General features: G+C 61.2%; 9 protein-coding genes. 8 read left to right on the top strand and 1 reads right to left on the bottom strand.

The window, feature by feature from the left end; genetic code table 11:
* Window positions 1-125 precede the first annotated feature (125 nt).
* Together HQ394_RS19385 and HQ394_RS01760 are read left to right on the top strand one after the other, a co-directional pair.
* A complete protein-coding gene (locus tag HQ394_RS19385; protein ID WP_456151473.1) occupies window positions 126-686 on the top strand; it encodes an HlyD family secretion protein in 561 nt (186 codons plus the stop codon).
* Window positions 683-2,284 (top strand): DHA2 family efflux MFS transporter permease subunit, encoded by a 1,602-nt coding sequence (locus tag HQ394_RS01760; RefSeq protein WP_190261766.1) that lies wholly within the window; start codon window positions 683-685, stop codon window positions 2,282-2,284. The genes HQ394_RS19385 and HQ394_RS01760 overlap by 4 nt, the downstream gene beginning before the upstream one ends.
* Window positions 2,285-2,355: 71 nt before the next feature.
* Here HQ394_RS01760 and HQ394_RS01755 read toward each other — a convergent pair whose 3' ends face one another.
* Complete coding sequence (locus HQ394_RS01755) at window positions 2,356-3,849, bottom strand: putative nucleotidyltransferase substrate binding domain-containing protein (RefSeq protein WP_190261765.1); 1,494 nt, start codon at window positions 3,847-3,849, stop codon at window positions 2,356-2,358.
* A gap of 689 nt (window positions 3,850-4,538) precedes the next feature.
* Here HQ394_RS01755 and HQ394_RS01750 point away from each other — a divergent pair.
* The 6 genes from HQ394_RS01750 (at window position 4,539) to HQ394_RS01725 (ending at window position 13,155) form a co-directional block, all read left to right on the top strand.
* A complete protein-coding gene (locus HQ394_RS01750) occupies window positions 4,539-6,428 on the top strand; it encodes a sodium:solute symporter family protein (protein ID WP_456151518.1) in 1,890 nt (629 codons plus the stop codon).
* A gap of 350 nt (window positions 6,429-6,778) precedes the next feature.
* Window positions 6,779-7,060, top strand: a complete 282-nt coding sequence (locus tag HQ394_RS01745; protein ID WP_190261763.1) for a DUF485 domain-containing protein — start codon at window positions 6,779-6,781, stop codon at window positions 7,058-7,060.
* A 2-nt stretch (window positions 7,061-7,062) separates the two neighbouring features.
* Complete coding sequence (locus tag HQ394_RS01740) at window positions 7,063-8,781, top strand: sodium:solute symporter family transporter (protein WP_190261762.1); 1,719 nt, start codon at window positions 7,063-7,065, stop codon at window positions 8,779-8,781.
* A gap of 255 nt (window positions 8,782-9,036) precedes the next feature.
* Window positions 9,037-10,902, top strand: coding sequence for a putative nucleotidyltransferase substrate binding domain-containing protein (locus HQ394_RS01735; protein ID WP_190261761.1), 1,866 nt, complete (start codon window positions 9,037-9,039; stop codon window positions 10,900-10,902).
* A 189-nt stretch (window positions 10,903-11,091) separates the two neighbouring features.
* Window positions 11,092-12,450, top strand: coding sequence for a PAS domain-containing protein (locus HQ394_RS01730; protein ID WP_456151517.1), 1,359 nt, complete (start codon window positions 11,092-11,094; stop codon window positions 12,448-12,450).
* 33 nt (window positions 12,451-12,483) lie between these two features.
* Complete coding sequence (locus HQ394_RS01725) at window positions 12,484-13,155, top strand: 3'-5' exonuclease (RefSeq protein ID WP_190261759.1); 672 nt, start codon at window positions 12,484-12,486, stop codon at window positions 13,153-13,155.
* The last annotated feature ends 1 nt before the right edge of the window (window position 13,156 follow it).

The raw sequence follows: 13,156 nt of genomic DNA, 5'->3' as shown, positions 1-13,156 counted from the left end.
TATGCGTCGCGGCAGCGCTACGAGCAGGCGATTGCCGCTGCCCGTGCCGGGGAAGCCCGCTGGCTCGCCACGCAGCAGGCCGTGCANCATGGCTGAGGCTCGGATCGCTGAGTCACAAGGTCGGCATGCGCAGGCGGAAACCGCACCACAGCAGATTGCCGTCCAGCACGCCCTCGTCGGCGCCGCCGAGGCCAAAGTGGAGCAGGCACGAGCGGCGCTGGAGCAGGCGCGTCTCGACCTGTCGTACACCAGGGTCTATGNCGCCGCACGCAGGTCACGTCACCCGCAAGGCAGTCCAGCCAGGCGACGTCATCCAGAATAACCAGGTTCTGGCGTGGGTGGTCTTCGGTACGCCCTGGGTGACGGCGAACTTCAAGGAAACGCAACTGGCGGCAATGCGTCCGGGCCAGCCGGTCAGCATCCGCATCGATGCCTATCCGGGAGTAGAGTTCTCAGGACGAGTGGACAGCCTGCAGCGGGGGACTGGGGCGCGGTTCAGCCTGCTGCCGCCGGAGAATGCCACCGGCAATTTTGTTAAGGTGGTGCAGCGGGTGCCGGTGAAAATCCTCTTCGCCCCCGAGCCTGATCCGGCCTATGTCCTTGGTCCCGGCATGTCGGTGGTTCCCACCGTCCGCGTCGGCGATGACGCAACACCTCAATCGACGGTCGCGGCCACCGGCCAATGACCGCGGGGTCGACTGCGGGCGGCGATGGCGCCATTCCCGACGGGTTGCGACGCTGGATCATCGCCCCCTTGGTGGCGATCGCCGCGTTCATGGAAATCCTCGACATCGCCATCGCCAACGTCTCGCTCCNNACCCACATTGCCGGCAGCTTGGGGGCAAGCCCGAACCAGGCGACCTGGGTTCTGACCTCCTATCTGGTGACCAACGCCATCGTGCTGCCGATCAGCGGCTGGATGTCGACAACCTTCGGGCGCAAGCGGTTCTACCTTGGCTGCATTGCCGGGTTCGGTGTCACGTCGCTGTTGTGCGGCCTCGCGCCCAATCTGGAATGCCTGATCCTGTTTCGGACCTTGCAGGGCCTTACCGGCGGCGGTTTGCAGCCAGGTTCCCAAGCGATCCTCTCTGATACCTTTCCACCACGGCAGCGCAGCATGGCGTTCGCCATCTACGGTATGGCGGTGGTGTTTGCACCGGCGATCGGCCCGACCCTGGGAGGCTGGATCACCGACAACTACAGCTGGCACTGGATCTTTCTGATCAACGTGCCGGTCAGTGTCGTCTTGTTCTTTCTCATCAACTGGATGATCAGTGATCCCGCGTACCAGGTTGCCGAGCGCGAACGCCGCCGGCGTGCCGGGATTCGCATCGACGGTATCGGTTTCGTCCTTCTTGCGCTCGGCCTCGGCCTGTTGCAGGTGGTCCTCGACAAGGGGCAGGAGGAGGACTGGCTTTCCTCACCGCTGATCGTTGCCGGGGCCGTCGTCTCCTCCGTAGCGCTCGTTACCTTTGTCGTCTGGGAATGGCAGCATCGCGATCCCATCGTGGATCTGTCACTTTTTCGCAGCAGAAATTTTGCCATCTCCAACGTGTTGATGTTTCTACTTGGCTTCGTGCTCCTCGGCAGTACGCAACTGCTTCCGGCATTCACCCAGACGATGCTGGGGTACACCGCCCTGCAGGCGGGACAGGTGCTGTCGCCGGGTGGTCTGGTGATCGTCGTGCTGATGCCGCTGGTTGGCCGGCTGGCGGGGATGATCGACGTGCGTTGGATGATTGCCTTCGGCCTCGCGGTCTGTGCTGTTGGTCTCTACCGGATGTCCATGTTCACCCTTTCGGTGGACTTCTGGACGGTAGCGAACGACCGGATGATCCAGACTGCGGGGCTTGCATTCCTCTTCGTGCCGATCACCAGCGGCGCTTACGTTGGGCTGGCGCGGGAGAACAACAACACCGCCGCGGCGCTGATCAATCTTTCGCGCAATCTTGGCGGCAGCGTCGGCATCGCCCTGTTGACGACACGGCTTGAGCGCGCCACGCAGGAACACCGCAATACGCTGGTAGAGCACGTGAGCCAAGCGNGGGAAATGTACCGGGCCAAGGTGGCGATGCTGCAGGCAGAGCTTCTCGCGCACGGCGGCTCGGCGGCAGAGGCGCTGCATAAGGCGCAGGCGATGATTGCCGAGCAAGTGCAGCAGCAGGCGGGGTTACTGGCCTTCGGCGACAATTTCCGCGCGCTGGCGCTGCTGTTCTGCTGTCTCATCCCTTTGCTGCTGCTGATGCGCCGGGCGCCTCGCCCGGAGGTTCACCTCGACCACTAAGGCGATCACGCAGCGGCGGCTGCCAGCAAGGTTGATCTGGTTGAGGTTTGCCCCGTTCAGGTTGGCCGGGTTCAGAACACCTGGCCGGTGAATTCCATGTGCACCCGCTTGCGGATGGCATCGATGGCCTTCAACGCCTCGATCAGGTCGGCGCGCTGGCGTTTGCTGAAGGCTTCCGGATCGACGAAGTAGGTCACCGGCTGGCCGAGGTTGTAATCGTGGATCTGCTGGCGTAGCAGCGTATCGGTGATGACGGTGAACGCCCGGCTGAGATCATCGCGCTCGCGCACGGAAAGCACGCTGTCTTCGTAGAGGGTACGAATACGGGCGAGAGTAGGCGACACTTCCACGCCTTCACGCAGCGCAATCAGTCGAATGGCTCCCACCAGGGGAATCAACCCGGCGTACTTCAGGTTCAGCTGGCCACGGTAGTCGGGATTCTCCTTCTCGGTGATGAAGCGGCCGAAGAAACCCAGGGCGACGTTATGCTCGGTCTTGTCCTGAAACATCTGGCGGAGGAATGCGTGATTATTGCGCACGAGGCGGGTGACTTCGTGGCGCAGTGTTCGCGCCAGTTCCGCATCGCCAACGACCGGCTGGAAATCGAAGAAAATGTCCGCGAGCCGGATGGCGACGAAGTTGCTCTTCTTGCCCCACAGCCGGATCTGCTCGATCCATTGCGATAGCGACTTCCGCCACAACGGGTTGACCGCCATGCAGTAGCCGTTGCAGTAGGGGATGCCGACTTCGTTCAGATCACGGCATAGGCGTTCGGCGGCTTCGAGAAAATAAGCATCGATCCGGCCATGCTCCGCGTCGGCATAATTGCCGAGAATAAAGCCATTGTCCTGATCGGGAAAAAGATAGTTCTCACCGCGGCCGCCCGAGCCCATGACGATGGCGACGGAGCTTACCGGTGGTTCGCCCCAGCCTTCGGCGGTCATGTCTTTCAGCACCGCTGCCGCAATGCGCCGATAGACATCGTTGTTGATATGGCTGATGAGTTGTTGCACCTCCGGCGCCGGAAGGTTCTCGGCAAACAGTTGCTCCGCCAGTTCTACCTGCGCCGCCTTGACCTCTTTCATCCCTTCAATCGTCGTGTCATGGGTCAGGCGATCGATTTGCCGCATCAGCCGGCCGGCGGCGACGGCAAGGGCGTCGTGCAAGTCGATCATGCCCACCAGTTCACCTTGACGATTGACCACCAGCATGTGGCGGAGATCGTGCCGGCGCATCTGAGCGATGGCATGGTAGAGGTAATCATGCCGTCCGATGGTCATGACCGGTGTCGTCATCACGACATCCACCGGCGTGCTGGCGTCCACCTGGAAGGTGATTCGTCGGGCAATATCCTGCAGGGTGATCACGCCGATCGGTCGAGCATTGGCGTCGACGACGACGGCGCATGAGGCGTTCTCCGCCGTGAGTTGGCCGACCATGTCGGCGCAACGGGTTCCAGCCCGGATCGCCAGCACTTCCTTGCGAGGGCGCATGAAATCCCGCACCAGCATGCTGAAGACTGCCGTCCGCGACGTCGTCTGCTCGCCCTGAGGTGGAACGCTCACCGCTTGCGATACTCCCTACCTGATCCGGCGCGACGATCGCCGGCCAATCCCGGTGTGGACTCCCCCGCGTGCTCCTGCAAGAGCGTGTCTCCGGCCGGAACCGAGCTCAGGCGTCGATCGCGACGGCTTGGCAACGCCGACGGCAGTATGCCGCGCACGCGATCTTTGCGTGTCCTCTGTGCCGCGTGAGAAGCAATCGCATCAAAGGGATACGATGTTGTGGCGCCTCTGGGAACATGCTATTGCTCCTCAACGTGTTTCTAGGCAATGCGGGAGGATATCCCCCGGTCAGGGGCGGAATCCAGCCTAAGCAAGTCGCAACGATGGGGTGCCACAGAGGCCTCCGCGGCGACGCAGGATGCCTGCCCTAGCAATGGCGACGCCGCATTATGGATCGCGAGTGAGGCTTGGCGGCGGAGGCGTGGGACAGGGTGGAACGAAGGAACGAGACGCTGCAGACAGCGGGACGCTCCTTCGGAACGATCGCCTAGCCGTCCTTCACCTGCGCCAGGCTAACAGGGCGGACTTTCTTTGGCGCGGTCGCAGGGCAAAGTACCAGCGGATGATTCATTTGCGTGGCGGTGGACGAAGCGGGGAGTGTGAAAGTGGAATCTAAGGTCGTCTGGCTCCTGGTCTTCGTAGTCCTCTACTGGGCCTACTGCCTGTTTTGGNGGGTCCGTGGCGCCCGGATGGCGCGCACCGCGAGCGACTACTTTATCGCTGGGCGGAAGCTGTCGCTTTGGGTCTTTGTGCTGGCGGCGACGGCCACATCCTACTCCGGCTGGACGTTCATGGGGCATCCGGGGTTGGTCTATCGCGACGGCTTTCCCTATGCCTATGCCTCGTTCTACGCCATCGTCATCCCGCTGACCGGCATCATTTTCCTGAAACGGCAATGGATGTTGGGCAAGCGTTTCGGCTACGTCACGCCGGGCGAGATGATGTCCGACTATTTCCAGGGAGACCTGATCCGGATCCTCACTGTCGTCGTCGCGCTTGTCTTTTCGGTGCCATACCTCGGCGTACAACTGGCGGCGTCCGGCTACCTGTTCAACGTCCTGACCGATGGGCAACTGGACACCGCCTTCGGTGCGATCATCCTGTCGATTGTGGTGATGCTGTACGTTGCCTCGGGAGGACTGCGCGCCGTCGCCTACGTTGATACGGTGCAGTGCGTCTTGCTCTGGCTCGGCATCGTCGTCGTCGGGATCATTGCTATCAGCTTCATCGGCGGCTGGGATGCACTGATGGCCGCCATGGCGCGGCTGGGTGCGTCCTCCGTCGGTGTCAACGGTACCACGCACGGTGNNTCGCCGGATCCGGGGGACTACAACGCCTACTTCGCAGTGCCCGGGGTCATTCAGTTTACCGCCGGCCTCGGACGAGACGCGGCCATTGGCGGGCCGTGGACGGCGAGCATGATCCTTACCTACCTGTTCGCGCTGATGGGCATCCAGGCGGCGCCCGCCTTCACCATGTGGGCATTCTCCAATACCAATCCGGCGCCCTTTGCGCCGCAGGCCGTGTGGGCGTCGGCGCTATGGATTGGTGGAACACTGGTGTTTTTCACCACCTTTCAGGGCATGGCGGCGCAGTTCCTCGGCGCCAATCCGCTGGTCAACGAGGCGGGGCTGGCCGTTGACCCGACGATACTGCCGAGCGTGATCGCCAGCGATCCCGACACGCTCGTGCCTTACTATTTCAATCTTCTTGCCGATACGGCGCCGTGGCTGGTGGGGCTGCTGGCGGTCTGCGCACTGGCGGCGATGCAGTCGACGGGAGCCGCCTACATGTCAACGGGCGGTGGCATCCTGACCCGCGATCTCTACAAGCGCTACCTCAACCCCGGTGCTACCCATACAACACAGAAACTGTTCGGGCGGCTCGGCGTGGCGCTGATCGTCGTTCTGGCGCTGATCGTTGCCATCTATTCGAACGAGGCATTGGTCCTCCTGGGCGGCTTGGCGGTCGCCTTCGGGCTGCAGATGTGGGTGCCGCTGGCGGCAATCTGCTATTTCCCCGGCATCACCNGCGCCGGCGCCACCTGGGGGTTGGCGGCGGGTCTGCTCGGCGTATTCCTCACCGATGGCGTCGGTCAATCGGTATTCGGCAATCTGCTGCCGTGGGGGCGCTGGCCGTGGACCATCTACTCGGCGGGTTGGGGCATCTTCAGCAATGTCGTCGTCTGTCTGGTGGTGTCCGCCTTCACCCAGAATGAGCGCGAACGTATCCACCGGATGAAATTCCACACCTTCCTTCGCGAACATGCCACGCTGCCGGCCAGCAAGCGCTGGCTGGTGCCGATCGCCTGGGTGGCGGTGATCGGCTGGTTCTTTTTCGCCATTGGCCCCGGCTGCGTCATTGGCAATGACATCTTCGGTGCTCCCGACCATGGGCCAGCCGGCTGGATGTTCGGTATCCCGTCGATCTGGGCATGGCAGATCATTTTCTGGCTGCTGGGCATCGCGCTGCTCTGGTTCCTCGCTTATGGGCTGGAGATGGCGACAGTACCGAAGAAAGAAGTACGGGCACTGGTTGAAGACATCGGCGATTCGTCAGTGCCGAAGCCCGGCATTTGACAGCCGACGCAACTTCCATAACACTAAAAACCCGGATAACGGGAAAGAGGCTGTCGCTGCCAAATCACTGCGCGAGCGGTGGGGCAGTGCGACCCGTAGCAAGCGAGCGGTTGGTTTGCACCCGTTGACAGCCCGAGACAACGGGGGCGATGGGTGTGCTGTTGCCGCGGACGGGGAGGGAAAAAGCAAGGTGTACCCGCGTTTGGGGAGGCTAACCGATCATTTTGGCCCTTATGGTGGTGAACCGATGCGACTTCAACGGCCAGTCGTGTTGACGTCTTAGTTGAGGTGTGCGTATAGATAACAACATAAGGGCTAACTGGGATCGGCTAATTTCTGGGAGGAAAAAAATGCACGAGCATGAACATCGACTTCACGCAATTGCCGCTCACCGATGGCGTATCGCCTTCATTCTGAGCGCAATTATGTTAGCCGCGTACTATGGCTTCATCCTGTTGGTGGCGTTTGACAAAGAGTTGCTGGCGACATTGCTAAGCAACGGACTCTCGCTTGGCATTCTCCTTGGCGCACTTGTCATCGTATTCGCGTGGGTGTTGACCATATTTTACACGCTCTGGGCGAACAACGTCTATGACAGCGAAATCGCTGAACTCAGCCATCTCGCGAGGTAGCCATGGGCAGCGGAACAAATTATATCTCGATCATCTTCTTCTTTGTATTCGTCTCCCTAACGTTGGGTGTCACCTACTGGGCGGCGAAGAAGACGAAGACCACCGAGCACTTTTATGCCGCGGGTCGCTCGATTACCGGCTTTCAGAACGGACTGGCCCTCGCCGGTGACTACATGAGTGCGGCGAGCTTCCTTGGCATCGCCGGTCTCGTTGCCCTCAATGGCTTTGACGGCCTCATCTATTCTACCGGCTGGCTGGTCGGCTGGCCGATCATCCTGTTCCTGATCGCCGAGCCGCTACGCAACCTGGGTAAGTACACCTTCACCGACGTGGTCGCGTACCGGCTGCAGCAGAAGCCGGTCCGTCTCGCTTCGGCGATCGGCACGATGGCGGTGGTCCTCACCTACCTGATCGCGCAGATGGTGGGATCCGGCACGCTGATCAAACTGTTGTTCGGCCTCGACTACACGCTTTCGGTGATCATCGTCGGCTGCGTGATGATGACCTACGTGTTGTTCGGCGGCATGATCGCCACCACTTGGGTGCAGATCATCAAGGCCTGCCTGCTGCTGGGCGGCGCCACCTTCATGGCCCTCCTGGTGCTTTCCAAGTTCGGCTTCAACCCGACCAACCTGTTCGCCCAGGCGGCAGCGGTGAGCACCGACCCGAACGCGCCGAATACGTGCAACGGGATGTTCTGTTACGGTGCGAAGGTCCTCGCCCCGGGCACCAAGGTGGTGACCGGCGCCTGGGATGCCGTCTCCCTCGGCATGGCGCTGATGTTCGGAACGGCAGGCCTGCCGCATATCCTGATGCGCTTCTACACCGTGCCGAACGCCAAGGCGGCGCGGGTGTCGGTGATGTGGGCGACCATCTGGATTGGCGGCTTCTACCTCATCACCTTCATTCTCGGCTTCGGCGCCATGGTGTTGGTGGGGCAGAAAGGCATCCTCGACGTCGGCGGCGGCGGCAACATGGCCGCGCCCCTGCTCGCCAAGGTGATCGCCGGCGACATGTTCTTCGGCTTCATCTGCGCGGTTGCGTTCGCGACGATCCTCGCGGTGGTCGCCGGCCTGACCTTGGCCGGTGCCGGCGCCCTGTCGCACGATCTCTGGGTCAACGTCATCCGCGGCGGCCATGCGCCGCAGCACGAGCAGATGGTGGCGGCGCGCGTCTCGTCGGTCATTCTCGGCGTCTGCGCGGTGCTGCTCGGCATCGTCTTCGAGGGACAGAACGTCGCCTACATGGTGGGCCTCACGTTCTCGATTGCGGCGTCGGCCAACTTCCCGGCGCTGGTCATGTCGGTGTTCTGGCGCAAGTTCACTACCTGGGGCGCGGTCTGCAGTATCCTGTTCGGCACCTTCGCGACCTTGATCCTGATCTACTGCGGCCCGACGATCCAGTTTGACCTGTTGTTTCCGAAGGTGGGCACCGACATCACCCAGGCGATGGTGGATGCCTACAGGGCTGTTCCTGGTATGGAATCCATTACCCTGGGCAGTAAGATCACGGCCGAATTGACCAGCGCCTATCAGGCCTACATCAAGTCGCAGTGGTGGTTTTTCCCGCTGAAGAATCCGTGCCTCTTTACGATGACCGGCGCTTTTCTTGTCGGTATCATTGTTTCGTTGCTGGCGCCGGAGCGCTCGGCCTTCGAGGGCTTTAGCGAGGTGGAGCGGCGTGCGGTGCTGGGCGAACCGAGAGGGGCTGCAGCCGAGTAACCAAAACCGGACACACATGTTCGTATCGCCTCGCTGCTGGCGGCGGGTCGAAAGGGCCGGAGGGCAACCTCCGGCCCTTGCCGTTTGGGTGAAAATCGGTCAATCGTTGCGTCCAGATGGCGGCCGCATGCGGCAAATACATCGACGTGGCAACGATAGGCCATGAGTCCTTTGTTGCCTTTGATCTCGCGGTGTGATAGGATAATAAGCCTGCGCCGTAGTTTTGTGGGCGGACGCGGGCTGCATCAGGGGAGGATGTGGCAAGGCGTGGTCTCAGCGAATGCGCCCGTCAGCAACTTAGCCGACATTCATCATTTTCTCGCGCACACCGCTCCCTTCGATGCGCTGGACGCCGATGTGCTTTCTCGTGTCGCTGAGTCACTGACCCTGGCGCACTTTGGCCCCGGTGAGTTCATCCTGCGTAATCTGCAGGCGCCGGAATGGCTTTACCTCGTCGCCGCCGGCGTTGTCGACGAGGTGGATGGCGTTGGGCCGGTGGCGCAACATTCGGCGGGGAGCACCTTCGACGTCCGGGCGCTGATCCAGGGGCGCAGCGAGAACCGCTTTATCGCCCGCACTCACATAAGCTGCTATCTGCTGCCGTGGCAAATGTTCATGGCACTCGCGCGCAGTCATCCTGAGTTCCGGGAACATTTCTACGCCGAACTCTCCCGTCACTTCGATGCCATCGTCGCCGTCCAACAGCAGCGCGAGGCGGCTTCATTTCTGATGGGACGCTTGGCCGACGGGCAACTGCATGCCCCGGTATTCGTTGCCGCCGATGCGCCGATGAGCGAAGCAGCGCGCTTGATGCATGAGAACGATACCAGTGCCGTGCTCGTTCGTCGCGGCGACGCAGTAGGTATTTTTACCGAGCGGGATTTGCGTGAGCAGCACATGCTGATCGGCCGTCCCCTGTCAACGATGGTGGGTGAACTGGCCAGTTACACCCTGCGTTGCATCGATCAAGAGGACCTGCTGTTCAACGCGCTGATGGCCATGACCAAGTACACCATTCGTCACTTGGTGGTCACTCGCGGCGAGGAAATCGTTGGCGTTTTTGAGCAGGCTGACCTGCTGAGTCACCTCGCCAACTCATCTTATATCATCGCTGGCAAAGTCGAGGCGGCAGTTACCGTCGAGGAACTGCAGGAAGCCGGTAACGCCGTCCCGCAACTGGTGCGATCCCTGCATACTCGGGGAGTAAAGCCGCGCTACATTGCGCGCATTGTCACCGATCTCAATCGTAAGGTCTTCCGTCGTCTTTTCGAGCAACTGATGCCCGTGGAATGGCAGGACAAAGTTTGCCTGACCGTCATGGGGAGCGAAGGCCGCGGCGAGCAGTTACTTCGCACCGATCAGGACAATGGCCTGATCCTCGCCAACGATGTGCCGGCGGAGGGGATCGCCGAGTTTGCTGGCCGATTTACCGCGGTGTTGAGTGAGCTTGGCTTCCCTCCCTGCCCGGGTAACGTCATGATCACCAATCCCGAGTGGGCGCGCTCGGTTTCGCACTTCCGCACGGATCTGGGACGCTGGGTGGTCGTCGTTGATGGAGACTCGCTGCTGAAGCTGGCGATCCTCCTTGATGCCTCCGCTATCGCCGGCGACCAGACGCTGCTGGGCGAACTGAAGATGCACATGTACCGCTTGGCGAGTCATGAGGAAGCATTCATCGGTCATTTCGCCAAAGCGGTGCTGAGTTTTCCTACCCCGCTTAATTGGCTCGGTCGGTTGATTGGTGAACGCGACGGTCCCCATAAGGGCGCGATCGACATCAAAAAAGGGGGCATCTTCCCGATTGTGCACGGCGTTCGCAGTTTAGCGCTTGAGTACAGCCTGAACGAGACCGGGACGATCGCGCGTATCGAAGCCTTGAGCGGCCGAGGTCCCTTCAGTGAGGAGTTTACCGCTGATCTGATCGAAGCCTTTGATTTCTTGTCGATGCTTCGGCTGCGCGAGCAATTTTCTTGCCTTGACCGCGGTGAGTCCTATGACAATTACATCGAACTGGAGCGACTGAGCAAATTCGAGCGGCAAACGTTGCGCGACTCCTTTAAGGTGGTTCGCGAATTGAAGACCTATATCGTCGAACATTTTCGTCTGCAGATGCTGATCTGAGAACTATCTTTCGCGGTGAGGCAGCGAAGGTGGGGCAGGTGCTATTGATTGCTTGCTGATTCCTCGCAGTGCACTACATTTCAAAAAAAACCATACGATCCGGGAGGCTATTCATTGAGTCGCAGCGCTTGGCTGTTGTTTCTTTGTGCGGCCACCGTCCAGCTTGGCATTCTGGCGGGTGTCGGTTTCATGATCTGGTCGGCAATGCCTGTGGCGCAGCGGGAAACCCTGCCGCTGCTGCTTGGGACGCAGACATGGACGCTGCTAACACTGGGCGCGCTAGCTCTTCTCGCCGCGCTTGCGCTTGGCATCCGCTTCTTCTTCGCCACCTACGTGGCGCCGCTGCAGGGAATTGCGGAACAGGTCAAGATTATCGCCACCAGCAATCCGAAACACCGTCTCTCCAGTTCCGGATCTGCCGGCGCATCCCTGGTCGGCAGCTTCAACCTGCTCGCCGAGCGCTACCAGGGGCTGGGCGAGGAGGTGGAGGCGCGTGTTCGCGAGGCCAATGCGGTGATCGAGGAGGAGAAGAATACGCTTGCGGCGTTGATGGCGAAATTGACCCAGGGAGTTCTTGTCTGCAATCCGGACGGCCGGATCCTCCTCTACAATCAGCGCGCCCTCATTCTGCTCGAGGGGCAGGCACGGGCAACCGGCGGGGGCGACTGGATCGGTCTCGGCCGTTCCGTATTCGGCGTCATCGAGGCAAGTCTGATCCGCCACGCGCTCGACAATGTCCAGCATCAACTGCGGGAAAAGAAGAAGGAGCAGGGGCTACTGGTCCCCTTTATCGTTCCACGGCCGGGCGGACAGATGTTAAGTACGCATCTGGTGCCAATTACCGATGCGGAAGGCGGCCTGCGCGGCTACATTCTCACCCTTGAGGACGTGACTCGGCGCATAGGCAGCGAAAGTCGACGCGGTACGTTGCTGCAGACGCTCACCGAAGGCCAGCGGTCGCCGATCGCCGGTATCCGGGCGGCGATCGAAACCATCTTCAGTTTTCCCGACCTCGACGACGCGGGGCGGACGCAGTTTCTCGAAGTCATTCGCGACGAGGCGCTGAGGATGAGCCAGCATCTCGATCAGATCGAGCAGGACTACGCCGACGAACTGAAGTTTCGCTGGCCACTTGAGGACACCCTCGGCAGTGACTTTCTCGCGACGCTGGAGCGCCACATCCTCGACGCCCGCAACCTGCACCTGGAGGTCATTGCCCCGGTGGAGCCGGTGTGGCTGCGCATTGACAGCTACGCCCTCAGTCAGTGCCTGACTTTTCTCGTCGATCAATTGCTGCAAATGTGCCGGGCGGTGGATCTGCGGTTGACCTTGGAGCAGCGGCGGTCCCTCGCGGCGCTGCAGTTGGAGTGGAACGGAGCACCCCTGCACATGGAGGCACTTCGAACCTGGTCGCTCCGCAATGTCGCCACCGATCCGGGTGGGGCGCCGGTTGGGCTGTTCGAAGCCATCGAGCGCCATGGTGGTGCGCTGTGGACGGATCGGCNNTCGACACGGGGCGGTCGTGCCTGCGGCTTGTTCTGCCGGTGAGCGACACCGGCGGCCCCATCGACGCAGCGGCGAATGACGGTCCGGGGGGCATNNGATTTCGATTTCCATCTTTTTGAACAACCGTCGCGGAGCGAGGGCGCACCGGTGCGGTCGCTGGCGAAGCTGGCCTACACCGTCATCGATACCGAGACCACCGGTCTCAACCCAACCGATGGTGATGAAATCATTGCCATTGCTGCCGTCCGCATCGTCAACGGCCGTATCCTGCACCGCGAAATCTTCGACAGTTTCGTCCGTCCGAACCGGCCGATTTCTGCCTCCTCGCTGGAGATCCATGGGATTACGCCCGACATGCTCCGCGGCAAACCGACAATCGATCAGGTGCTGCCCCGCTTCCAGCGCTTCGTCGAAGACACGGTGATCGTTGGCCACAATGTCGCCTTCGACATGCGGTTCCTGGAGATCCAGGGTAAGCCGCTTGGCATCGCATTCGCTCATCCGACGCTTGACACGCTGATCCTCGAATGTCTCCTTAATCCAAGCCTGGAGGATAAGAGTCTGGAGGGCATCGCCAGCCGGTTGGGAATCAATGTGACCGGTCGCCACACCGCTTTAGGCGACGCCCTGACGACCGCGGAAGTGTTCCTCGCGTTGCTGCCGCAACTGGTGGAGCGCGGCATTTGCACCGTCGATGATGCGGGCGCGCTGTGTGCCAAGAGTCGCTACGCCGAAATTCGCTACTAAA

This window comes from Defluviicoccus vanus, assembly GCF_014672695.1.
Taxonomy (GTDB): Bacteria; Pseudomonadota; Alphaproteobacteria; order Rhodospirillales; family Defluviicoccaceae; genus Defluviicoccus; species Defluviicoccus vanus.
This window is presented reverse-complemented; position numbering and strand designations above follow the sequence as displayed.